The following is a 23,175-nucleotide window of genomic DNA, read 5'->3' as shown; positions in this document are numbered from 1 at the left end:
GCCATGCGGAAGTCCACGTGGATCCGACAGCATCTCGCCGCGTTGCGTGCGTTGCTCGTACTCACGGTGATCACCGGAATCGTCTACCCGGTAGCGGTATTCGCGGTCGCGCAGCTGCCCGGCCTCCATGACAAGGCGGACGGGTCACTGCTCGAGGTCGACGGAAAGGTGGTGGGCAGCAGTCTGATCGGACAGTCGTTCACCGATTCCGACGGCAACGCGCTCGCGCAGTATTTCCAGAGCCGGCCGTCCGCGGCGGGCGACGGCTACGACCCGCTGTCCACCGCGGCGGGCAACCTCGGGCCGGAGGACGTCGTGGATTCCGCGCCGGACGCGCCGAGTCTGCTCACCACCGTCTGCCAGCGCAGCAAGGAGGTCGCCGACCGTGAGGGGGTCGACGGCAGCCGCCCGTTCTGTACCGCCGATGGTGTGGGCGCGGTGCTCTCGGTGATCGGTCCGCGGGACGCCCATGGCGAGGTGTCGCATCCGGTGCAGGTCGTCAGCGTCAACGAGGCCTGCCCGGCGCAGCCGTTCCTGGCCACCTACCGTGGGGTCCGGGTCGACTGTGCGGAGCCGGGGCAGGATTACTCGGTCGGTCGCATCGTGCCGATCCCCGGCGACGCCCCGGCCGACCCCGAGGTGCCTGCCGACGCCGTCACCGCCAGCGGCAGTGGGCTGGATCCGAACATCTCCACGACCTACGCAGCCATCCAGGTGGCCCGAATCGCCAAGGCACGCGACATCTCCGAGGAGCAGGTTCGTGCGGTGATCGACGCGCACACCAGCGGCCGAACCCTCGGGTTCCTCGGTGAGCCGCGGGTCGACGTGCTCCAACTCAACCTGGATCTGGACCGCCGCTACCCGTATCGCGGCTGATATCCGCGTTCGACAACCGCGGGCGGCGACGTCGGGTCGCCGTCCGCGGTTGTCAGTGTCCGCGGGCGATCCAGTCGGCCAACGACGGTTTCTCGGCGCCGATGGTGGTGGAGTCACCGTGCCCGGTGTGCACGGTGGTCTCCTCCGGGAGGGTGAGCAGCCGGTCGCGGATCGAGTCGACGATGGTGCCGAAATCGGAGAAGGAACGACCGGTCGCGCCGGGCCCGCCGGAGAACAGGGTGTCGCCGGTGAACAGGGCCTTGGCCTCGGGAAGATGCAACGAGACCGATCCGGGTGAATGGCCGGGAGTGTGCAGGATCTGGATGTCGGTGTTCGCCACGGGAATTCGCTCGGTGTCGGCGAGCGACCGGTAGTCGAGGTCCGGATGGGTCATGCGCCACAGTGGTTCGTCACCGGGATGCAGCAGGATCGGGGCGTCCAGGCGGTCGGCGAGTTCGGGGGCGACGGTGACGTGATCGTTGTGCCCGTGGGTGCAGATGATCGCGCGCACGGTGCGGCCGGCGACGGCCGCGACGATCGGGTCGGCCTGATGGGCGGCATCGATCACGACGACCTCGTCGTCGTCGCCGATCACCCAGACGTTGTTGTCCACGTCCCAGGTACCGCCGTCGAGCGAGAAAGTGCCCGAGGTGACCACCCGGTCGATGCGGACGGTCACCAGACCACCACCGAGCGCAGGACGTCGGCGGTGTGCATCTTGTCGAAGGCCTGCTCCACCTGGTCGAGCGCGATGCGTTCGGTGACGAAACGCTCCAGCGGCAGCCCTCCTCGGCGATGTAGATCGATCAGTGTCGGGAAGTCGCGTTCCGGCAGACAGTCGCCGTACCAGGAGGACTTCAGCGCGCCGCCGCGGGAGAACAGGTCGATCAGCGGCATCTCGATCGTCATGTCCGGGGTGGGGACACCGACGAGGACAACCGTTCCCGCCAGATCGCGACCGTAGAACGCCTGTTTCCATGTCTCCGGTCGGCCGACCGCATCGATGACGACGTCGGCGCCCCAGCCGTCGGTGTACTCCTGGATCTTCTCGACCACGTCCTCAGCGCTGGCATCGATGGCATGGGTTGCGCCGAAGTCGTTGGCCCAGCGCAACTTCTGCGCGTTGGTATCGACCGCGATGATGGTCGTCGCCCCGGCCAGTCGCGCGCCCGCGATCGCCGCGTCGCCGACACCGCCGCAGCCGATCACCGCGACCGAGTCGCCGCGGGAGACATTGCCGGTGTTCATCGCCGCGCCGATACCCGCCATCACGCCACAGCCGAGCAGGCCGGCGACCGCGGGATCGGACTCCGGATCGACCCTGGTGCACTGACCTTCGTGCACGAGGGTCTTGTCGATGAACGCGCCGATGCCGAGCGCGGGGGTCAGCTCGGTGCCGTCGGCGAGCGTCATCTTCTTGCTCGCGTTGTGGGTGGCGAAGCAATACCAAGGGCGGCCGCGCTTACACGCCCGGCATTCGCCGCAGACCGCCCGCCAGTTGAGGATCACGTAGTCGCCGGTCTCGACATGGGTCACCGCCGAGCCGACGGTCTCCACCACTCCCGCGGCCTCGTGGCCGAGCAGGAACGGGAATTCGTCGTTGATCGCACCCTCTCGGTAGTGCAGGTCGGTGTGGCAGACCCCGCACGCCTGCACCCGTACCACCACATCATGCGGTCCTGGATCGGGAACTACCACGTCGACGAGCTCGACCGGCGCGCCCTTGGTGCGGGCCACGACCCCGCGCACGGTTTCGGACACTGTGCCTCCTACCGGAATTGGCCAATTGCGGGTACCCGACCGCCGACCGGGCCCGCGATCTGTACACCGTCCATACTGCGGCGCTCTGACCCTACCTTCGGGCGATCGGACAGCGCAGCACATTGCCACAGGGTTGACATTCCACATTGGAGGGTTATGCTGTACGTATTCCACTATGGAATGTGAAGCCGTCGATAGGAACAGGCATGGACATCTCGACCGGTACCCGCGCCTCGAATGCCGAACGCGACAAGGTGGTGCGGCTGCTCGGCAGGCACATGGCGGACGGGCGGATCGATCTCGCCGAATACGACACGCGCATCGCCCAGGTATACGCGACTGCCGCGCGGGAGGACCTGCAGGTGGTGCTGTCCGATCTGCCCACGCTGCGCGCGGAGGCCGCCGAACGGGGGCGCACGCGGCCTCGTCTGCCGATCTGGCAGCGGATCGAGGGCGCCGCCTGGCTCGGTGTGAGCATGCTCGTGCTCGGCATCTGGGCGGCGATCTCGTTCGGCGTCGGCGAATTCACCTATTTCTGGCCGGTGTGGGTCATCGGGCCGTGGGGTGCGGTTCTCGCGTTCCGTATGGTGGCCGGCTTCGAAGGCGGCTATCGCACTAGCTGAGTCGGTCTCGACGCTGTTACTCGGTCGGCAGGTGTCGGCGCCGAGTCTTGTCCGGGATTACCGCCTACCTCGCGCGGTCGGCCCATCCGGCGGGGCGGATGGGCGGTCGCGCCCGTGGTGGCGTTCGGATGGGGATCGGATGTTCGCCTGCTCGGCGGAGTGGTCGACCGGCGCGCGCCGAGAGCGGCGCCGGTACTGCTCCGAGGCCGTCCGGTCGCGTCCGGCGGACCCGGAGTCTTCGGGCGGGTACGGGTCTCGAACAGGCCATGCCGTTTCGGAATCGGGACGGCGGCGCGAGGTTCGGGGCGCGAGGTCGTATCCCCTGGGTGCTGGGCCGGGCTGTTCGGATCGCCGGTTCGGCCGGGCGGCCGGCCACGCGTCGTCTCGGGCTCGCCGGTCGGGTTCTGCGGGGGTGTAGCCGGAAGGAGCGTCGTCGTGCTTCGGGTGGGCAGGCTGGTGTCGGGTGGATCGCGCGCCCTGGTTGTCGCGGGATCTTTCAGTGGCCGAAGGTCTTTCGCGGCGGGGTGGGAAACGCGGCTCGGCGGAGTCGAACGCCTCGTGGCGATCGTGCGGAGTGGGCGAGGAGGCGCCGCGAGCCCCGCCGCCCGATGACGCCGATGGCCGCCCGGAGCCCGACGGCGCCGGCGTGAGTTCGGGCAACCCGGGCCGCAGCGTAGGGAGTTCGCGGGTCACCTGGGCGGCGCTGACGCCTTTCTCCCGATAGGTCGCCGGAATGTCATGAGCGCGTAACCAGGCGCCCGGATCGTGGCGAGCGACCGGATCCAGCTGCGGCACGGTGTGTTCGAGCAGGTCGACCAGATCGCCCGGCGCGGCGCCGAGCGCGGCGCGGATGGCCGGGAAGGTGTCCGGGCGGAAGGTCCACTTCCACTCCCACCGCGGGTGGTCGTCGCTGCCCGCACGTCCATGGAAGACGAGCTCGCCGGAGCGGATGATCCTGGCGCGGATGGTCGATCCGCCGGATTGGATGATGAGCTCGCCGGTTTCGGCGCGCTCGATGTCGAATCCGTCATGATCGAGCAGGTCGGCGTCCTCGTCCGGTTCGTTGCGGCGCAGCCGAGTGGCGAGGGCATTCCACACGGCGTGCATCGACCGCTCCGGCTCGTCGGCATCCGTCCGACCGGTTCCGCCGATCCGCAGGGTCCGCGGAACCCAGGCGATGAGTTCGGTACGTGTCGAGGCGCCGACGGGCGACTTTTCGTCCGCATCGCGCGCCGGGTCCGGTCGCGTCTCTCGGCCGGCCCGTACGGTGTGGTCCCGTTCGTCGACGTCGTCCCACCGCGGCGCCGACCTGCGCGGAGAATTTTTACGAATGGGAGCCTGCTCGGACTCCGCGGCGTCGTCCCAGCCGGCGCCGTGCCCCGCCGCGCTGCCTTCGGCCAGCCGTGCGTTCAGTGCGATCTCGAACCACCCGACGATCAGTCCGGTCACCCCGAGGCCGACTCCGATAGCCGCCTCCACCCATACATCGCCGAGCAGCGCACTTGTACTCCGCTCACAGGCGTGCAGGAACACCAGGCAACCGAGCACCAGCGCCGTGATGCGCACAAGGCGGAACGTCGTGCAGGTCCCTGGTGAGGGGGCAGACATACTGTTGCGCTCCCGAACATTCGCTGGCGAATCAGAGGGATCGTATGCGGCTGGACGCCCCGGCGTCACCGCAGGTTCCAGACTCGCCGGGACGGTCGGATCCGAAGCGGTCCGGTATGTGTCGGGCAACTGCGAGGTTCCGCACCATGCCGCGATGACCTGGCAACTGTCGGCGCACGCGTTGCGCGAGACGGTTCGGCGCGGTAGACATCGAGGTGCGCTGTCCCGGCAAACCTCGAGCGCATCCAAATGCGCGCGATCACCCGATGACTCGATAACCTACGTGTATCACCGACCGCGACTCGGCCACGTGCGCCGTCGGGCGTCGGGAGTGCCCGGCACTCGACGGATACCGTGATTGGTCGTCGAATCATCTGTGACCAGGCAGAACACGGAAAGGTCGTCGAACTTGCACCTGAAGAGTCTGACGCTGAAGGGCTTCAAGTCCTTCGCGTCCGCGACGACGCTGCGGTTGGAGCCGGGTATCACCTGCGTGGTCGGTCCGAACGGATCGGGCAAATCGAACGTCGTCGACGCGCTCACCTGGGTCATGGGCGAGCAGGGTGCGAAGGCGCTGCGCGGCGGCAAGATGCAGGACGTGATCTTCGCCGGCACCGCGGGCCGGGCGCCGCTCGGACGCGCCGAGGTCACGCTCACCATCGACAATTCCGACGGTGCGCTGCCGATCGACTACGCCGAGGTGTCCATCACCCGGCGCATGTTCCGCGACGGCGCGGGCGAATACGAGATCAACGGCAGTTCCTGCCGTCTGATGGATGTGCAGGAACTGCTCAGCGACTCCGGCATCGGTCGTGAGATGCACGTCATCGTGGGCCAGGGGCAATTGGCGGCGATTCTGGAGTCGCGCCCGGAAGACCGGCGTGCGTTCGTCGAGGAGGCGGCCGGTGTACTCAAACACCGCAAACGCAAAGAGAAGGCGGTCCGCAAGCTCGAGGCCATGCAGGCCAACCTGGCCCGGCTCACCGACCTCACCACCGAACTGCGCCGTCAGCTCAAGCCATTGGGCAGGCAGGCCGAGGTAGCCCGCAGGGCGCAGACCGTGCAGGCCGACCTGCGCGACGCACGCCTGCGCCTGGCCGCGGACGATCTTGTCTCCCGTCGCCGGGAACTGGAGAGCCAGCAGAGCAAAGAGGCATACGCCCGCGAACAGCAGATCACCGTGCACACCGAACTCGACGCCGCCAATGCCGCGCTGGCCCAGCAGGAGTTCCAGCTTTCCCGGCTGACCCCCAGCGCGGAGGCCGCGGCGCAGATCTGGTTCCAGCTCTCCGCGCTGGCCGAGCGGGTCAACGCCACCATCCGCATCGCGGGTGACCGCGCGCGTCACCTGGACACCCACACCCCGATCGGCACCGGCCGCGACCCCGAGCAACTGGAGGCCGAGGCCGAACGCGTCGAGGCCGAGGAAGCCGAGTTGCGTGCGGCCGTCGAGATGGCCGCCGAGACCCTCGAGGAGGCCAGAGACCAGCTGGCCGAACGGGAGCACGCCGCCAAGGCCGCCGAGCAAGCGCACATGGCCGCCGTGCGGGCGATCGCCGATCGGCGCGAGGGCCTGGCTCGGCTCTCCGGCCGGGTCGACACCCTGCGCACCAGAACTCAGTCGGTGGACGCGGAGATCGCCAGGCTGTCGGTGGCCATCGCCGACGCCAGACACCGCGGCGAGGCAGCTCAGGCCGAATTCGACACGGTGCAGGCCGAACTCGACGAATTGGACGCGGGCGAAGCGGGTTTGGACGCCCAGCACGAGCACGCCGTCCAGGCGCTGGCACTGGCCGACCAGCGGGTCACCGAGTTGCGTGAGCAGGACCGCGAGGCAAGCAAGCGGGTGGCGTCGCTGACCGCGCGCATCGAGGCGCTCGGCATGAACCTTGCCCGCCGCGATGGTGTGGCCTGGCTGGTGGAAAACCGCGCGCAGGGGCTGCTCGGCCCGCTGTCGGAGGTGCTGCGGGTGCACGGCGGGTTCGAGGCGGCGGTGGCCGCGGCGCTCGGCCCGCTCGCCGACGCCGTCGCCGCCGACACCGACCAGTCCGCGCACGCCGCGATCCACGCGCTCAAGGCGGGTGACGGCGGGCGCGCCGCCGTGGTGTTCGGCGTGGACGGCGGGCACCGGGGGCCGCGCGATGCGCTGCCCGGGACGGCGCGGTGGCTGATCGAGGTGGTGGACTGTCCCGACAGCGTGCGCGGCGCGATCACGGCGCTGACCGCGGGGATCGCCGTCACCGACGATCTGGCCGCCGCGCGTGCGGTCGTGGCCGCCAGGCCGGACATCCGGGTCGTCACTCGCGACGGCGACCTCGCGGGGAACGGCTGGCTGCTGGGCGGCTCCGATCGTGCGCCGAGCCAGCTCGAGATCCAGGCCGACATCGATACGACGAAGGCGGATCTGGTTGCGGCCCAGCGCCGGGCCGAGGAACTCGAGGCGGCGCTGTCCGGTGCACTCGCCGAACAGACCGACCGTAAAGATGCCGTCGACCATGCGCTGCTGGCGCTGCACGAATCCGACCAGGCGCTGGTGGCGATCTACGATCGGCTCGGCAGGCTCGGCCAGACCGCGCGCACCGCGCGCGCCGACAGCGATCGGTTGCTGGCCCAGCGCGCCGAAACGGAGGCGAGCCGGGAAGAAGCGCTCGCTGCGCTCGCCGACCTGGAGGATCGCCTGCGGCGCACAGAACTCGAGCAGTCCGAGGTCGACGCCGACGGCCTCGGTGCGGCGGGCACCGAATCCGCGAGCCGCGAGCGCGAGGAAGCGTCGGCCGCGCTCGCCGAGGTGCGTGCGATGGAGGTCGAGGCCCGCTTGGCGGTGCGCACCGCCGAAGAACGCGCGGAATCGGTGCGCGGCAAGGCCGATGGGCTGCGTAGGGCCGCTCGCGCCGAGCGGGAGACCCGCGCCCGTGCCGAGCGTGCGCAGGCGGCGCGCAAGCAGGCGGCCGAGGTGGCCGCCGCCGTCGCCGAATCGGGCACGAAGATCGCCGCCGAATTGGAGAAGGTGGTCGGCGAGGCCGTCGCCCGCCGTGATGACCTGGTGCGCAGGCGCAGTGAATGCGCTGCTCAGGTCGAGCAGGTCAAGGAGCGCGTGCGCGCACTGACCACGCAGCTGGCTCAGCTCACCGACGCGGTGCACCGGGACGAGGTGGCCAAAGCCCAGGCGGCGCTGCGCATCGAACAGTTGGAGACGACCATCGCCGAGCAGTTCGGCATCGCATTGAGCGACCTGGTCGCCGAGTACGGCCCCGATGTACCGCTGCCGCCGTCGGAACTCGAGATGCACGAGTACGAGCAGGCAAAGCAACGCGGGGAACAGGTCAGCGTGCCTGCCCCGATGTCCTACGATCGGCAGACCCAGGAGCGGCGTGCCAAGCGCGCGGAGAAAGACCTCGCCACGCTCGGCAAGGTTAATCCCCTTGCGCTGGAAGAGTTCGCTGCCCTCGAGGAGCGGTACAACTTCCTGGCCACCCAACTCGAGGATGTCAAGAGCGCGCGCAAGGACCTGATGGACGTGGTCGCCGAGGTCGACGACCGGATCCTGCAGGTGTTCACCGAGGCCTACGCGGATGTGGAGCGCGAGTTCGTCGGGGTGTTCGCGAAGCTGTTCCCCGGCGGGGAGGGGAGATTGTTGCTCACCGACCCCGCCAACATGCTCACCACAGGTATCGAAGTGGAGGCCAGGCCGCCGGGAAAAAAGGTCAAGCGGCTGTCGCTGCTGTCCGGTGGCGAGAAGTCGCTGACGGCTGTTGCCCTGCTGGTCGCCATCTTCCGTGCCCGGCCTTCACCGTTCTACGTGATGGACGAGGTGGAGGCTGCGCTCGACGACACCAACCTGCGCCGCCTGATCGGATTGTTCGAGCAGTTGCGCGAGAAGAGCCAGCTGATCGTGATCACCCACCAGAAGCCGACGATGGAGATCGCCGACGCACTCTACGGCGTCAGTATGCGTGGCGACGGCATCACCCAGGTGATCTCCCAGCGGCTACGCGGCGAAAACCTGGCCCCGGCGGGGCGCCAGGCCGAGCCCGCACGCGTCTAGCGGCCCTGCGTGCGCGTCACGACGCCGGAAGCCCGAGTCGATCGACGGAGCGGAACTGGCGTCGCGCCCGCATGCTTCGCGATGGCTACCCACTGTGACGGCTGCTCAGCGTGGCGCAGTCGCTTCCGGGTCATCGAGGAGGGCTTTGAGTTGGGATGCACCCGTTTCGGCCAGCCAGGTGTCGAATGTTCGCAGGCCGGGGTGGATCGCACGGACCTCGTCGACGTCGGCGACCCACCCGCCGGTGTGGCGGATCGAGCGCCAGGTGTTGCCGATCTCGGTGCCCAGCGCGTCGGCGTCGGCTTCGGTGACCTCCTGGTAGCGCACCTGGTGGCCGGTGGAACGAGTGATCGCGGCCGCGGCCGCGAGCGGGGTGATCGCATCGCCTGCCAGTTCCAGAACTCTGCCGTGGAACCGATCCGGGTCGGCGAACGCGATGGCGGCGATATCGGCGATATCGGCGAGTGCGATCACCTTCATCGGCTTGTCGGCGGGGAAGAGGTGTCGGTGCACCCCGTCGCTGATTCCGTCGACCGGCATGGCGCGCAGCAAGTAGTTCTCCATGAAGCGCACCGGGCGCAGCAGCGTGTAGCGGGCGCCGCTGGCGGCGACCGCGTCCTCGATGCGCTGTTTGCCGGTCGTGCCCCAGGAGGCGTCGCCCATCGACGCGATGCCGGTGAATACGATGTGCTCGACGCCGGCGCGGCTCGCCGCTGTCACGAGCGTTTCACCCCGGGCCGCTTCCAGTTCGACATCCCAGCCCCGCGGGCCGTACGCGGCGGGCGGGATCGCGAAAAGTCCGGTGACACCGGCCAATGCGTGGGCCAGGGTCTGGGGCGCGTCGAAGTCGCCGACGACGAGTTCCGCGCCGGCCATCGCCACGTCGCGGGCGGCGGGCGCCTGAGCGTCGCGAACCAGCGCGCGCACCGCCGCGCCGGACGCGAGCAGCCTGCGGGCGGTGGCGCCGCCCTGCTTGCCGGTGGCTCCGGTGACCAGAATGAGGTTCTGTCGAGGGGACATGTTTCGCCTTCGCTGTGGGATAAAATCGGGTCGGTTGACCCGTATTCGGACGATAAGGGTGGATTGACCCGGTTGGCCAGGTACCGCATCGGAAGGCCGTAACGAAATGACCGCACCGGTCGCCGCGGGCGCGACGACGCGCGCCGACGCCAGGCGTAATCGCGCACGTGTGCTCGCCGCGGCGCAGCGCGCTTTCGCCGAGCGGGGCGTCTCGGTGTCGCTCGCCGAGGTCGCCCGGCGAGCAGGCGTCGGCGCGGGCACCGTCTACCGGCATTTCCCGACGAAATCCGAGTTGCTGGAAGCTGTTGTGCAGCAGCGGGTCGACAGGTTGACGACGATGGCCGCCGACCGCCTCGACGCACCGGACGCGGGGCCTGCCTTCTTCGATTTCTGCCGCACCGTGATCGCCACGACCCCGGGTAATCAGGCGCTGTGCGACGTGGTCGACACCGACGACGGTTGGCCGCGCGCGCTGGTCCAGGGCGCGGGTACGCGATTCCATCGCGCGGTGGCGGCGTTGCTTGCGGCCGCGCAGCGCGACGGCGCGGTTCGCGTCGATGTCGAGGTCGACGATGTTCTCGCGATTTTCACCGGATGTGTTGCGATCCAACAGCTCCGTCGAACGACGGGTGGTGTGGACCGCGCCGCTGCGATCGTGCTGGACGCCCTGCGCACGCGACCCGGCGAATCGACCGTAACGAAAGCGTCCGACAGTATTCGTGACGAATCAGCGGACCGTAACAAAACTGACGGCGGGGCGGGTTGCCTGGTGTGTCACGGGCCGGTGGCGCAGGCCGGAACCGGCCGCCGTGCCAAGTACTGCTCGGCCGCGTGCCGTCAGAAAGCGCATCGGCGCCGCGCCGCCGGCGGGGCGATAGCGCCGGAGGGCGCAGCTGGGTCAGTGCCGTAGCGGTCGTCGCGGCGCCCTAGGATGGATCGACTATCGGTGGCGTTCGGTCCGGGCGGTATGCGGATCCGTCCGGCAGCCGTCACGGCCGCCGGCGCAAGGACGGGTTAAGGGCTGTTCAGAGCAGGTCGCTGACGTCGTCCGGCACGTCGACGGCGTATTTGCGCAAGATGTCCACCGAGATCACTTCCAGGGCGTTCTCGTGGGTGGCTGCCAGCACGACAGGTGCGGCGACACCGTCCTCGTGCGCGTGCAACCACCGTACGGCCACCACGCACCACCGGTCGCCCGGCTGCAGGCCCGGAAAATTGTTCTCCGGACGCGGCGTACTGAGATCGTTGCCGATGGATGCCTGATGCTCCAGGAACTCCGCCGTCACAACGGTGCACACGGTATGGCTACCGAGATCCTCCGGCCCGGTGCTACAGCAGCCGTCCCGGTAGAAGCCGGTGAGAGGATCGGTGCCGCACTCTTCCAGCGGCCCCCCAAGCACGTTTCGATCGGTCACGTCGCCGATCCTATTGTCACTTCGCGAGAAGTTCCGCAGGACAAGAAATCTCGGGGGCTGTGTCGGTGCTCGACCGGTCGCTTCCGTGGCGCGGCGCGCTCGGCGTCCGCCGAGGTCACGGCGTGGTCGTCGGGGCGGGCGCCGGTCGCTTGGTACGGCTCGGCGCCCCTGCCGGCGCGGTCCTTCTGCAAGGATGGTCGGCGTGAGACCCGAAGTGTGGATCCTGATCGCCGCGGTCGCCGCGCTGCTGCTGGTGGTGCTTGTCGCCGGTTTTGTCCGGTACAAGCGCGGTCGCGTGTCGCTGACCCCGCCGCCGCAGGACAAGGAGGTGACCGACCGGTCCGGCGGCTACACCGCGTCCGGTGGATTCAACTTCAGTCGCGGCGGCACGACGACCACGGCCGAGCCGGAGCCGATCGAACGCACCGACACCGAGGGACAGCCGCACGTCGGCGACGATGCCGCGATCCCGCGCGACGCACCCAAGCGCGGCATCACCAACGTGCCGCTTCCGGAGGCGGACGTCGTCGACGCGACGACCGGGTCCGAGAGCGCGCCGGTCGACACCACCGCCGATACCACGGGGGATGTTTCTTCTGCCGGACCTGCCGCGGTTACCGACGGCGTGGACTCCGGCAAGGGGCCGGCCGGGGCGGCACCGACGGAGGCCGCATCCGGCACCGCGCCGGTAGCGGACGCGGTCACGCACTCGACCACCGAGTCGAGTGCCACCGAGGATCCGACAGCGACCGCCGGGTCGGAGACGACAGCGCCGCCCGCGACCGCCGAGCCCGGCGCAACCGCCGCCGACGCTGCCGCGTCCGGCACGGTCCCTGCCGAGTCGGACACCAGCGCCGCGGCCGACGCCACCGGGTTCACCGCCCCGGACACCCCTGCGGGCGTCGAGACCGCCGCACCGCTCGAGGAGATCGAGCCCACCGCCGGCCGTCTGGTCCGCCTACGCGGACGCCTGTCGCGCTCACAGAACGCGGTCGGTAAGAGCTTGCTCGGCCTGCTCGGCGGCGGCGACCTGGATGAGGACTCGTGGGAGGAGGTGGAGGACACGCTCGTCCTCGCCGACCTCGGTACCGCCAGCACCGCAGCTGTCGTGGCCCGGCTGCGCGAGGAGATGGCGGCCCGCAGCGTGCGCAGCACCGATCAGGCGCGGACCGTTCTACGCGAGGTGCTGATCGAGCAGTTGCGTCCCGAACTCGACCGGTCGGTTCGCGCGCTACCGCACGCCGATCACCCGGCGATCCTGTTGGTTGTCGGCGTCAACGGCACCGGCAAGACCACCACCACCGGCAAGCTCGCGCGCGTGCTCGTCGCCGATGGACGCCGAGTGCTGCTCGGCGCCGCCGACACCTTCCGTGCCGCGGCCGCCGACCAGCTGCAGACCTGGGGCGAGCGCGTCGGCGCCGAGACCGTGCGCGGCCGTACGGGCGCTGATCCCGCCGCCGTCGCGTTCGACGCGGTGGCCGCGGGCATCGACCAGGGCGTCGACGTGGTGCTCATCGACACCGCGGGCAGGTTGCACACCAAGACCGGCCTGATGGACGAGTTGGGCAAGGTCAAGCGCGTCGTGGAGAAGAAGGCCGCCGTCGACGAGGTCCTGCTGGTGCTGGACGCGACCGTCGGTCAGAACGGCCTGACCCAGGCGCGGGTGTTCGCCGAAGTGGTGGACATCAGCGGTGTCGTGCTCACCAAGCTGGACGGGACGGCCAAAGGTGGCATCGTCTTCCAGGTCCAGCACGAGCTGGGGGTGCCGGTGAAGCTGGTCGGCCTCGGCGAGGGTGCCGACGATCTGGCCCCCTTCGAGCCCGCCGCGTTCGTGGACGCACTGCTGGGCTGATCCGCATCGCGTTCGCCCGGGCGTCAGCGGTCGTCCGTGCGCCGCCGCGGGCTTGTCCGCGCCGGCTCGATCGACCTCGCAGGCGAAACGGTGCCCGCATCCGATCGGGCGCCGTGCCGAATGCCGCTGAGCTCCTCCTGCTCGCGCCTACCGCTACCTCGATGCCGCCGACACGGCTGGCCCCGCGGCACGAAACCGCGGGCGTGCGCCACGAAACGTGGTAGCAACACAGCGGCGCCATCCGTTCACGTAGGTGAAACACCCCAGCTCTACGGATGAAACACCGAGTGAGGACCCTTCTGTGCAGGTCCATTTGCCGGAATCGGCAGGGCCCGAGATGAGGAGGACATTGAGGTGGCTTTTCCCCTTACCGGTGCACCGGACACTGGTGATACCGCATGGATGCTGGCGAGTTCGGCGCTCGTGCTGCTGATGACACCGGGCCTGGCTTTCTTCTACGGCGGCATGGTTCGGTCGAAGAATGTGCTCAACATGATCATGATGAGCATCAGCGCCATGGGCCTGGTCGGCGTGTTGTGGTCGCTGTACGGGTACTCGACGGCTTTCGGTGACAACAAGTTCGGCCTGATCGGTGATCCCTCTCAGTTCTTCGGCCTCGCGGGCCTGATCGGTGGCAACTCGGTCGCCGAGGTCAAGGACGCGGCCGGCGTCGTCACCACGGAGGCGGTGAACATCCCGCTCGCGGGCACCATTCCGGCGACCGTCTTCGTCGCGTTCCAGCTGATGTTCGCCATCATCACGGTCGCCCTGATCTCGGGAGCGGTCGCCGACCGCCTGAAGTTCGGCGCGTGGCTGCTGTTCGCGGGCATCTGGGTCACGGTCGTCTACTTCCCGGTCGCGCACTGGGTGTTCGACTTCGACGTGAAGGACGCCGACGGCAACCTCGTGCACGAGGGCGGCTGGATCGCCAACAAGCTCCTCGCGGTCGACTTCGCCGGCGGCACCGCCGTGCACATCAACGCCGGTGCGGCAGGTCTGGCCCTGGTGTTGGTGCTCGGCCGGCGCAAGGGCTGGCCGACCACTCCGTTCCGTCCGCACAACTTGCCGTTCGTCATGCTCGGCGCCGGTCTGCTGTGGTTCGGCTGGTTCGGCTTCAATGCCGGTTCCGCGGTGACCTCCGGCGGCCTTGCCGGTTCGACGTTCATCGTCACCGCGATCGCGACCTGTGCCGGGATGCTGGCCTGGCTGCTGGTGGAGAAGTTCCGCGACGGCAAGCCCACCTCGCTCGGCGCGGCCTCGGGTATCGTGGCCGGCCTGGTCGCGATCACCCCGTCCTGCTCCGCGGTGAACGTGCTCGGAGCGCTGGTCATCGGCGTGGTCGCCGGCGCGCTGTGCGCCCTCGCGGTCGGTCTGAAATTCACACTCGGCTTCGACGACTCGCTCGATGTGGTCGGCGTACACCTGGTCGGGGGCATCATCGGCACGGTGATGGTCGGTTTCGTCGCGGCGCCCGAGGCGGGCGCCGGGAAGACCGGTCTGTTCTATGGTGGCGGATTCGATCAGCTGTGGCGCCAGGCGGTGGGTGCCGGTGCGGTACTTGCCTTCTCCTTCCTCGCGTCGCTGATCATTGCCTATATCGTGAAGTTCACCATTGGGCTGCGCGCGAGCGAGGAAGCCGAGGTGGTGGGTTTGGACGAGTCCGAGCACGCAGAATCCGCCTATGACTTCGCCGCTGTGGGTAGCACGGCACGTTCGGCCGTCAAGGAGGCATGACGAACATGAAACTGATCACCGCCATCGTCAAACCGTTCACGCTCGAGGACGTCAAGACCGGGCTCGAGCAAGCGGGTGTGTTGGGCATGACCGTCAGTGAAGTGCAGGGGTACGGCCGTCAGAAGGGGCACACCGAGGTGTACCGCGGTGCCGAATATTCGGTCGATTTCGTGCCGAAGGTTCGTGTCGAGGTGGTCGTGGACGATGCGTCCGTCGACAAGGTGGTCGAGGTGATCGTCGAAGCCTCCCGCACCGGCAAGATCGGTGACGGCAAGGTCTGGGTCACACCGGTGGAGTCGATCGTCCGGGTGCGAACCGGCGAACGCGGTATCGACGCGCTGTAACGGAATACGAGTCGAGCGGCGGCCCCGCTCCCACCGGATTCCCGGTCGGGGCGGGGCCGCACGCGTGAATGGGCGGTGGGTTGTGGGTAGTCGATCCGATCACGACGGTGACCCGAAAATGGCCGAAGAGGTCAACGGCAAGTCCAACGCGGCGGCCGATCTGGTCCGCGCACGATCTCAACTGCTCGACGGCGGCATGCCCGGAAATCCTCGGCTCGACGCCGAATCGTTGCGTCAGGCCATGGTCGACCTCTTCGAGTTCTGGCTCACCAGCAAAGCGACCGAGCTGGGCATCACCGCGGCCAGCGGCCTTGCCGTCCTGGCCGTCGGCGGACTCGGCCGCCGGGAGATGCTGCCGTACTCGGATCTGGATCTCGTGTTGTTGCACGACGATGTCGACCCCGCCAGGGTGGCCGAGGTAGCCGACCAGCTCTGGTATCCGCTGTGGGATGCGCACATCAAACTCGATCACAGCGTGCGGACCGTGCCGCAGGCGCTGCAGGTGGCCGCTGACGATCTGATCGCCGCACTCGGCATGCTGGAGTCCAGGCATATCGTCGGTGACGAGGATCTGAGCAACCTGCTGATCGGCGGGGTGCGCCGGGACTGGCGGTCCGGGATCCGCGCGCGGTTCGACCAGCTGATCGTTCAGGCCGAGGCGAGGTGGGAGCGCAGCGGCGAGATCGCGCACCGCGCCGAGCCCGATCTGAAGAACGGACGCGGCGGGCTGCGCGACATTCAGCTGCTCGACGCCCTCGCTCTCGCCCAGCTGACCGACGCCATGCCGGGGCTCGGCCCGGACGTGCCCGGCGGCGGAGTGCGGCAGGCACGCCGGCGGCTGCTCGATGTGCGTACCGAACTGCACCGGGTGGCGCGGCGGTCTCGCGATCAGCTTCGCGCGCAGGACGCGGACGAGATCGGCGCGGCCCTGCGCATCGGCGATCGGTTCGATCTGGCTCGCACGCTGAGCGATTCGGCGCGAACGGTGAGCTACGCCGTGGACGTCGGACTGCGTACCGCGGCCAACGCGTTCCCACGCCGGGGTCTGGCGCGGCTTCGTCGCATGCCGGTGCGGCGACCACTCGATGAGGGGGTGGTCGAGCACGCGGGCGAAGTCGTGCTGGCGCGGGACGCGCGCCCGCGGCGCGATCCCGGTTTGATCCTGCGCGTGGCGGCGGCGTCGGCGCAGACCGGGTTGCCGATGTCGGCCACTACGCTCAACCGGCTGTCCGAGGATGCCCCGGAGTTTCGCGAGCCGTGGCCGAAAGACGCACTCAACGATCTGCTCGTCCTGTTGGGCGCGGGCCGCGGCGCCATCGACGCGATCGAAGCGCTGGACCGAACAGGCCTGTGGGGCAGGCTGTTTCCGGAATGGGGCGCTGTGCGTGACCTGCCACCGCGCGACGTCCTGCACACCTGGACCGTCGACCGCCACCTCGTGGAGACGGTCGCTTACGCCGGTGCGCTGAGCACCCGGGTGGCCCGCCCCGATCTGCTTGCCCTCGGGGCCTTGCTGCACGACATCGGCAAAGGTCGTGCAGGCGACCACAGTATCGTGGGCGCGGACCTGGCCACCCACATCGGCCGGCGTCTCGGTCTGTGGCCATCGGACGTGCGCACGCTCAGCGCCGTGGTGCGCCATCATCTGTTGCTGCCGGACATCGCCACTCGGCGTGACCTGTCCGACCCCGGCACCGTGCAGTACGTGGTGGACGCGCTCGGTGGCGAGCCGCAACTGCTGGAACTGCTGCACACCTTGGCCGAGGCGGATTCGCTGGCCACCGGTCCCGGTGTGTGGGGGGACTGGAAGGCCGCGCTGATCGGCGAGCTGGTCCGGCGCTGCCGGCTGGTCATGGCCGGGGACGAGTTGCCGACGCAGGAGCCGATCGCGCCGGAACTGATCGCCAAGGCCGCGGCGGGCGGCGTCCACGTCGACCTGAAGCCGGGCGAGAGCAAGTACACCTACACCGTCACCGTCATCGCGCCCGACAGCCCCGGTCTCCTGTCCGACGCCGCCGGCGTGCTGGCGCTGCACTCGCTGCGGGTGCTGTCGGCCGCGCTGGGTGTCGAAGGTGCGTCGGCTGTCGACACGTTCATCGTCGCGCCCACGTTCGGTGACCCCCCGGACGCTGGGCTACTGCGCCAGGAGTTGATTCGGGCGACGGCGGGGCAACTCGATGTGGCCGCCGTGCTGGCCGAGCGGGAGCGCGATGCCGGCGGCGTCGGGGCGAGCCGGTACGCGCGGGCTCAGCCTCGGGTGCTCTGGTCCGGCACGTCGGTGCCCGGCCAGGTGATCCTCGAGCTGCGCGCGGGGGACCGGATCGGTTTGCTGAGCCGCCTCGCCGCCGCGCTGGCGGACTGCGGTGCCGACGTCCGGTGGGCCAAGGTGGTCACGATGGGGTCGGCGGTGGTCGACAGCTTCTGCCTCGACCTGGGTGTCGATGACGACTCGGTTCGCCGCGAAGCGATCGAAAAAGCCATCCTCGCAGTGGTTCCCAGACCTGAGCCGAAGACGTCGTAATGCCGCGCAGAGTCCGGTGAAAGTAATTGTGAACTGCCGTTTTATGCAGTGATCAATCTGTTGCACGATATTTGCTAGATCCGGACTGCGGGGGATTCGGTGCACCCTACGATCAGAGCGTCTGGCTATCGCGAGCACGAGGGGAGCAGGTCGGTGGCAATTGAGGTCGTTTCGGCGTCGATGATGACAAGTGATGAGACCACCCACATGGCGCGCTGCGTCGGCGGCGACCGCTGGGTGGTCTCCTGGCTACCGGGTCGCACATTCACCGGACAGCAGGCGGTCACCGCGATGACGATCGCCTCCACGGTCGCCACGTCCCCGATCCCGTCGACGACCGAATGGGCCGTTCTCGACGACTTGGCGCTCGAACTGGGCCTGACCGCCCGGGAGGCCGTCTTCATGGTGATCGAGGAGAACCACGACTACCGTAAAACGGTCAAACCGCGCCGCCGCGTGCTGGACTAGCCGCCCCGCTCCGCCTCGAAGGGCGCACCGCCTGCACGATCACGTGGGCGATCCCATTACCCTGGGAGAGAATGTGACGTCCCCCGAGATCAGGAGCGCGATCGGTGTTCGAATCCCTGTCCGACCGGCTTACCGGTGCCCTCAAGGATCTGCGTGGTAAAGGGCGTTTGTCGCCGGCCGACATCGACGCCACCTGCCGCGAGATCCGTCTCGCTCTGCTCGAGGCCGATGTCGCGCTGCCCGTGGTGCGTGGCTTCATCGGGCGGATCAAAGAGCGCGCCAAGGGCGCCGAAGTCTCCGGGGCGCTGAATCCGGCCCAGCAGGTCGTGAAGATCGTCAACGAGGAACTCGTCGGCATCCTCGGCGGCGAGACCAGACGGCTGAACCTGGCCAAGAACCCGCCGACGGTGATCATGCTCGCCGGTCTGCAGGGTGCGGGTAAGACGACGCTCGCGGGCAAGCTGGCGAAATGGCTGAAGGGCCAAGGGCATCAGCCGCTGCTGGTCGCCTGTGATCTCCAGCGCCCCGGTGCTGTCACGCAGCTGCAGGTGGTCGGTGAGCGCGCGGATGTGCCGGTCTACGCGCCGCACCCGGGCACCTCCGTCGGTGGTGGCGAGAACCCGCTGGGCATCACCGCCGCCGACCCGGTGAACGTGGCGCGCGGCGGTATCACCGAAGCCGAGCAGAAGCAGTACGACGTCGTCATCGTCGATACGGCGGGTCGCCTCGGCATCGACACCGAGCTCATGCGGCAGGCCGCGGGCATTCGCGACGCGGTGCGCCCGGACGAGACCCTGTTCGTGCTCGACGCCATGATCGGTCAGGACGCGGTCAGCACGGCGGAGGCGTTCCGCGATGGTGTCGGCTTCACCGGCGTCGTACTCACCAAGCTCGACGGTGACGCCCGAGGCGGTGCGGCGCTGAGCGTGCGTGAGGTCACCGGTGTTCCGATCCTGTTCGCCTCCACCGGTGAGAAGCTCGAGGATTTCGACGTCTTCCACCCGGACCGGATGGCCAGCCGCATCCTCGGCATGGGTGATGTGCTCACCTTGATCGAGCAGGCCGAACAGGTCTATGACGCGCAGCAGGCCGAGGACGCCGCCCGCAAGATCGGCAGCGGTGAGCTCACGCTCGAGGACTTCCTCGACCAGATGCTGGCCATCCGCAAGATGGGGCCGATCGGCAACCTGCTCGGAATGCTGCCCGGCGCCGGCCAGATGAAGGACGTGCTCGCCCAGATCGACGACAAGCAACTCGACCGCGTGCAGGCGATCATTCGCGGCATGACCCCCGCCGAACGCGACAACCCGAAGATCATCAACGCCTCGCGCAGGCTGCGCATCGCCAACGGCTCCGGTGTCCAGGTCTCCGAGGTCAATCAGCTTGTCGACCGGTTCTTCGAAGCGAAGAAGATGATGGCCATGATGGGCCGTCAGATGGGACTGCCCGGCTCGAGGCGCGGCAATGCCAAAAAAGGCAAGAAGGGAAAGAAGGGCGGGCGTGGCCCGACACCGCCGAAGGTGCGCGGTGGGTTCCCCGGGATGCCAGGACTGCCCGCCGGTATGCCCGATATCTCCCACATGCCGGCCGGTCTCGACCAGCTGCCACCCGGCCTGGAGGGTTTCGATATTTCCAAGTTGAACTTTCCGAAGAAGTAAATTTCTGCTCGAGCGTGCCATCGCGGGGTAACTGTCATGCTGCCCGGACAGTAGGTTAGAGGTAGCTGACGAGTTCTGGGAGGTTGCTGTGCATCTGCGAGGTGTGGTTCTGCCTGGTGATGAGATGCGCGATCTGTGGGTGCGGGACGGCCTCGTGTCCTTCGAACCCGTACCCCGCGCCGAAACCCTGTGTCGCACCGGGTGGATCGTTCCCGGCCTGGTCGACGCGCACTGCCACGTCGGTATCCGGTACGGCGGGGGTCATGAGGACCGGGTGGGCGCCCTCGCACAGGCCGAGACCGAGCGGGAGGCCGGTGCCCTGCTGCTGCGCGACGCGGGCTCGCCGATCGACACCCGGTTCATCGACGACCACGAGGAACTGCCCCGGATCATCCGTGCGGGCCGCCACATCGCCCGCCCGCAGCGCTACATCCGCGAGCTGGGTATCGAGCTCGACGACGAACGTGACCTGCCGGACATCGTCGCCGAACAGGCGCGGCTCGGCGACGGCTGGGTGAAGATCGTCGGCGACTGGATCGACCGCTCCGTCGGCGACCTTCGTCCGTTGTGGAGCGACGCGATCTTGAAAGAGGCTATCGACGCGGCCCACGCCAACGGCGCACGCGTCACCGCGCACGTGTTCGGCGAGGACGCGCTGCCCGGCCTGATCAACGCTGGGATCGACTGCCTGGAGCACGGCACCGGCCTCACCGACGAGACCATCGAGATGATGGTCGAACACGGCACAGCCCTGGTTCCCACGCTGGTGAACATCGACACCTTCCCGGAGATCGCCGCGAGCGCGCGCAGGTTTCCGGTATACGCCGCACATATGCGTGACCTGCACCACAGGGTTCGCGGTACCGTCGCCGCCGCACACGACGCGGGCGTGCCGATCTTCGCGGGCACCGACGCGGGCGGATCCATCCGCCACGGGCGCATCGCCGACGAGATCGCCGCGCTCGGCGCCGCGGGCCTGTCCCGGCACGACGCACTCGGGGCAGCCTCCTGGAATGCCCGTGCCTGGCTCGAACGACCGAGCGTCGAGCACGGCGCTCCCGCGGATTTCGTCGTCTACCAGGATGATCCGCGCACGCATCCGGAGGTGCTCACCGCACCGTACGCCGTCGTCCTCCGCGGGCGGGTGTTCGGCACACGCGATCCGGTCACCGGCCACCGCTGAACTTCGGTCGGCGCAGCGCACTTCGTCGGCGTGCCGACGAACTCGCGGTCGCCACTGGTGAGGTGACCGGCGGAAATCTACCGCGAATGCCATTGCCGCTCGATACACTCTGCCGATGATTGCCCCTCCGTGGCGAGCGTCGTACGGCGTCGACGCGCCGTCGGTGTTGCGGTTGCTGGGAGTTCTCGCGGTCGGGTACCTGGCGGCGGCGCTGGTGGTGGCGCTGTTCCAGCACATGCGTCCGTGCGTGCTGCTTCTGGTGGTCGGTGTCGTACTCGCCGTGCAGTTCGGCTTGTTCCTGCATGCGACGCGGCGGGGCAAATTCCAGGTCTGGGCTCAACTGCTCGACGACCTCGACCTGCGCGGGGATGAACGATTACTCGACATGGGCTGCGGTCGGGGCGCCGTGCTGCTGGCTGCCGCGCGGCGGCTGCCCACCGGCTGCGCGGTCGGTCTGGACCGGTGGCGCGCGGTCGACCACGCGTACGCCGGTCCAGCCGCCACCGAACGCAACGCGCTCGCGGAGAACGTCGCCGAACGCATCCAGTTGCGCACCGGCGACATGACCCGGATGCCGTTCCCGGACGGCGCATTCGATGTGGTCGTCTCCAGCCTGGCCATCCACCGCATCCAGACCGCGGAGGGCCGGGCCGCCGCGGTCCGCGAGGCCCTGCGGGTGCTGCGTCCCGGCGGCAGGTTGGTCATCGTCGATATCGGCAGAACCCGTGAATACCGCACCGCCCTCGCCGCGAGCGGCGCCACGGCGCTCGCCGGTCGCCCGCTCGGTTGGCAGATGTGGTGGGGCGGCCCGTGGATGCCCACCCGAGCCCTGACCGCGACCGCGCCGGGGTAGCCGGCTCGTCGCTCCAGGATCAGTCCCGGGGCATACGGCCGTCGGCGCGTCGACGCCGGGCGCGATTTCTGGCGAGACCGGCTCGTCTGGCACAATGGACCACCGTCCATCCGGACAAGTGTCAGCCCGTCTCCGGTTACGCACCGCGCGGCGGTCACACACGCCAAACGCAAAACCGGACTCGCAGACCGTGCGGGTTGCTGAATTGCGTCGTGACCAACCAACGAAAGGCAGATCAGCACGTGGCTGTTCGCATCAAGCTCACCCGTATGGGCAAGATCCGCAACCCGCAGTACCGCGTCGTCGTCGCGGACGCCCGCACTCGCCGGGACGGCCGGGCCATCGAGTCCATCGGCAAGTACCACCCGAAGGAAGAGCCGTCGCTCATCGAGATCGATTCCGAGCGCGCTCAGTACTGGCTCGGCGTCGGCGCGCAGCCGACCGAGCCGGTCCTGCAACTGCTGAAGATCACCGGTGACTGGCAGAAGTTCAAGGGCATCGACGGCGCCGAGGGCACCCTGAAGGTCAAGCCGGCCAAGCCGTCGAAACTCGACCTGTTCAACGCCGCGCTGGCCGCCGCCGACAACGAGCCGGTCGCCGAAGCGGTCACCCCGAAGAAGAAGGCGGCCAAGAAGGACGAGGCTGCCGAGACCGAGGCCGCCGAGTAATGCTGAGCGAGCGCAGCGAGGCGCAGTCATGAGCGCCGTCGTCGCCGATGCCGTCGAGCACTTGGTTCGCGGTATTGTCGCCAACCCCGAGGACGTCCGCGTCGAGCTGATCACCGGCCGCCGCGGTCGCACGGTCGAGGTGCACGTTCATCCCGATGACCTGGGCAAGGTGATCGGTCGCGGTGGCCGCACCGCGACCGCGCTGCGCACCCTCGTCGCCGGTATCGGTGGCCGCGGTATCCGGGTCGACGTGGTCGACACCGACCAGTAGATGCAACTCGTCGTAGGTCGGGTCGCCAAGTCGCACGGCGTGCATGGCGAACTCGTCGTCGAGGTGCGTACCGACGAGCCCGAAGCGCGTTTCTCGCCGGGCTCGGTACTGCGCGGTCGGCTGGCGCGATCCGAGGAGATCCGCGATTTCACCGTGGAGTGGGGCCCCGAACCCGCCGGGCCGCGTGGGGTGTGTAGTGGCGGGGGGGGCCCAAGCCCCCCCCCCCCCCCCGCGGGCGGCGGGCGCGCGCGGGGCCCCCCCCCCCCCCCCCCCCC

At 68.9% G+C, this 23,175-nt stretch carries 19 protein-coding genes and 1 pseudogene; 15 read left to right on the top strand and 5 right to left on the bottom strand.

The features are described 5' to 3' along the window. Positions 1–3 precede the first annotated feature (3 nt). Entirely contained in the window at positions 4–876 is an 873-nt protein-coding gene (locus AB0B25_RS08620) for a potassium-transporting ATPase subunit C (protein ID WP_357176482.1), read from the top strand. A gap of 52 nt (positions 877–928) precedes the next feature. Here the strand turns inward: AB0B25_RS08620 and AB0B25_RS08615 are convergent, their stop codons facing one another. Together AB0B25_RS08615 and AB0B25_RS08610 are read right to left on the bottom strand one after the other, a co-directional pair. Further along, positions 929–1,555, bottom strand: a complete 627-nt coding sequence (locus tag AB0B25_RS08615; RefSeq protein WP_357176481.1) for an MBL fold metallo-hydrolase — start codon at positions 1,553–1,555, stop codon at positions 929–931. Continuing rightward, entirely contained in the window at positions 1,552–2,637 is a 1,086-nt protein-coding gene (locus tag AB0B25_RS08610; protein WP_357176479.1) for an S-(hydroxymethyl)mycothiol dehydrogenase, read from the bottom strand. The genes AB0B25_RS08615 and AB0B25_RS08610 overlap by 4 nt, the downstream gene beginning before the upstream one ends. A gap of 206 nt (positions 2,638–2,843) precedes the next feature. Between AB0B25_RS08610 and AB0B25_RS08605 the strand changes: the two genes are divergently transcribed. Beyond that, on the top strand, positions 2,844–3,260 hold the full coding sequence (locus AB0B25_RS08605; protein WP_357176477.1) for a DUF1707 domain-containing protein: 417 nt from the start codon (positions 2,844–2,846) through the stop codon (positions 3,258–3,260). Between the two features lie 57 nt (positions 3,261–3,317). Here the strand turns inward: AB0B25_RS08605 and AB0B25_RS08600 are convergent, their stop codons facing one another. Beyond that, positions 3,318–4,826: a hypothetical protein gene (locus tag AB0B25_RS08600; RefSeq protein ID WP_357176475.1), complete on the bottom strand. Its 1,509-nt coding sequence runs from the start codon at positions 4,824–4,826 to the stop codon at positions 3,318–3,320. Between the two features lie 451 nt (positions 4,827–5,277). Here AB0B25_RS08600 and smc point away from each other — a divergent pair, with 451 nt between their 5' ends. Further along, positions 5,278–8,913 carry a chromosome segregation protein SMC gene (smc, locus tag AB0B25_RS08595; protein WP_357176473.1) on the top strand — a complete coding sequence of 1,212 codons (3,636 nt, stop codon included), beginning with the start codon at positions 5,278–5,280 and terminating at the stop codon, positions 8,911–8,913. Positions 8,914–9,018: 105 nt separating this feature from the next. Here smc and AB0B25_RS08590 read toward each other — a convergent pair whose 3' ends face one another. Further along, positions 9,019–9,933, bottom strand: a complete 915-nt coding sequence (locus AB0B25_RS08590; protein WP_357176471.1) for an NmrA family NAD(P)-binding protein — start codon at positions 9,931–9,933, stop codon at positions 9,019–9,021. A 106-nt stretch (positions 9,934–10,039) separates the two neighbouring features. Here AB0B25_RS08590 and AB0B25_RS08585 point away from each other — a divergent pair, with 106 nt between their 5' ends. Next, positions 10,040–10,843 carry a helix-turn-helix domain-containing protein gene (locus AB0B25_RS08585; protein WP_357176469.1) on the top strand — a complete coding sequence of 268 codons (804 nt, stop codon included), beginning with the start codon at positions 10,040–10,042 and terminating at the stop codon, positions 10,841–10,843. A 115-nt stretch (positions 10,844–10,958) separates the two neighbouring features. Here AB0B25_RS08585 and AB0B25_RS08580 read toward each other — a convergent pair whose 3' ends face one another. Then, positions 10,959–11,348 (bottom strand): DUF2237 domain-containing protein, encoded by a 390-nt coding sequence (locus AB0B25_RS08580; protein ID WP_120041702.1) that lies wholly within the window; start codon positions 11,346–11,348, stop codon positions 10,959–10,961. A 193-nt stretch (positions 11,349–11,541) separates the two neighbouring features. On the opposite strand from AB0B25_RS08580, the gene ftsY reads away from it, so the two are divergent. The 11 genes and pseudogenes from ftsY to AB0B25_RS08525 all read left to right on the top strand — a co-directional run. Continuing rightward, positions 11,542–13,200, top strand: a complete 1,659-nt coding sequence (gene ftsY, locus AB0B25_RS08575; RefSeq protein ID WP_357176467.1) for a signal recognition particle-docking protein FtsY — start codon at positions 11,542–11,544, stop codon at positions 13,198–13,200. Positions 13,201–13,554: 354 nt separating this feature from the next. Next, a complete protein-coding gene (locus AB0B25_RS08570) occupies positions 13,555–14,934 on the top strand; it encodes an ammonium transporter (protein ID WP_357176465.1) in 1,380 nt (459 codons plus the stop codon). Positions 14,935–14,939: 5 nt separating this feature from the next. Next, positions 14,940–15,278 carry a P-II family nitrogen regulator gene (locus AB0B25_RS08565; protein WP_357068434.1) on the top strand — a complete coding sequence of 113 codons (339 nt, stop codon included), beginning with the start codon at positions 14,940–14,942 and terminating at the stop codon, positions 15,276–15,278. 118 nt (positions 15,279–15,396) lie between these two features. Continuing rightward, positions 15,397–17,799: a [protein-PII] uridylyltransferase gene (locus AB0B25_RS08560; protein ID WP_357176780.1), complete on the top strand. Its 2,403-nt coding sequence runs from the start codon at positions 15,397–15,399 to the stop codon at positions 17,797–17,799. Positions 17,800–17,952: 153 nt separating this feature from the next. Then, positions 17,953–18,267, top strand: a complete 315-nt coding sequence (locus AB0B25_RS08555; protein ID WP_357176463.1) for a hypothetical protein — start codon at positions 17,953–17,955, stop codon at positions 18,265–18,267. 104 nt (positions 18,268–18,371) lie between these two features. Beyond that, positions 18,372–19,925, top strand: a complete 1,554-nt coding sequence (gene ffh, locus AB0B25_RS08550; protein ID WP_357176461.1) for a signal recognition particle protein — start codon at positions 18,372–18,374, stop codon at positions 19,923–19,925. Positions 19,926–20,049: 124 nt separating this feature from the next. Further along, positions 20,050–21,108: an amidohydrolase family protein gene (locus AB0B25_RS08545; protein WP_357176779.1), complete on the top strand. Its 1,059-nt coding sequence runs from the start codon at positions 20,050–20,052 to the stop codon at positions 21,106–21,108. 115 nt (positions 21,109–21,223) lie between these two features. Then, a complete protein-coding gene (locus tag AB0B25_RS08540) occupies positions 21,224–21,961 on the top strand; it encodes a class I SAM-dependent methyltransferase (protein ID WP_357176459.1) in 738 nt (245 codons plus the stop codon). Between the two features lie 242 nt (positions 21,962–22,203). Further along, positions 22,204–22,629 (top strand): 30S ribosomal protein S16, encoded by a 426-nt coding sequence (gene rpsP / locus AB0B25_RS08535; protein WP_357176778.1) that lies wholly within the window; start codon positions 22,204–22,206, stop codon positions 22,627–22,629. Positions 22,630–22,657: 28 nt separating this feature from the next. Continuing rightward, the gene (locus tag AB0B25_RS08530; protein ID WP_040708791.1) at positions 22,658–22,900 is read left to right on the top strand and encodes an RNA-binding protein; all 243 of its coding nucleotides are present in this window, start codon (positions 22,658–22,660) and stop codon (positions 22,898–22,900) included. After that, positions 22,901–23,059 (top strand): annotated as a pseudogene (locus tag AB0B25_RS08525) (ribosome maturation factor RimM); the annotation flags it as partial. Positions 23,060–23,175 lie beyond the last annotated feature (116 nt).

The sequence above is a fragment of the Nocardia sp. NPDC049190 genome, from assembly GCF_040648115.1.
Classification (GTDB): Bacteria; Actinomycetota; Actinomycetes; order Mycobacteriales; family Mycobacteriaceae; genus Nocardia.
Note: the sequence above shows the minus strand (reverse complement) of the source record. Positions and strands in the feature narration are given on the sequence as shown.

Excerpts from the sequence above, each read along its gene's own strand:
- AB0B25_RS08530 (WP_040708791.1), top strand. The coding sequence starts at position 22,658 with ATGAGCGCCGTCGTCGCCGATGCCGTCGAGCACTTGGTTCGCGGTATT.
- AB0B25_RS08585 (WP_357176469.1), top strand. The coding sequence starts at position 10,040 with ATGACCGCACCGGTCGCCGCGGGCGCGACGACGCGCGCCGACGCCAGG.
- AB0B25_RS08565 (WP_357068434.1), top strand. The coding sequence starts at position 14,940 with ATGAAACTGATCACCGCCATCGTCAAACCGTTCACGCTCGAGGACGTC.
- AB0B25_RS08540 (WP_357176459.1), top strand. The coding sequence starts at position 21,224 with ATGATTGCCCCTCCGTGGCGAGCGTCGTACGGCGTCGACGCGCCGTCG.
- ftsY (WP_357176467.1), top strand. The coding sequence starts at position 11,542 with ATGGTCGGCGTGAGACCCGAAGTGTGGATCCTGATCGCCGCGGTCGCC.
- AB0B25_RS08545 (WP_357176779.1), top strand. The coding sequence starts at position 20,050 with ATGCGCGATCTGTGGGTGCGGGACGGCCTCGTGTCCTTCGAACCCGTA.
- AB0B25_RS08620 (WP_357176482.1), top strand. The coding sequence starts at position 4 with ATGCGGAAGTCCACGTGGATCCGACAGCATCTCGCCGCGTTGCGTGCG.
- AB0B25_RS08605 (WP_357176477.1), top strand. The coding sequence starts at position 2,844 with ATGGACATCTCGACCGGTACCCGCGCCTCGAATGCCGAACGCGACAAG.
- AB0B25_RS08590 (WP_357176471.1), bottom strand. The coding sequence starts at position 9,933 with ATGTCCCCTCGACAGAACCTCATTCTGGTCACCGGAGCCACCGGCAAG.
- AB0B25_RS08560 (WP_357176780.1), top strand. The coding sequence starts at position 15,397 with ATGGCCGAAGAGGTCAACGGCAAGTCCAACGCGGCGGCCGATCTGGTC.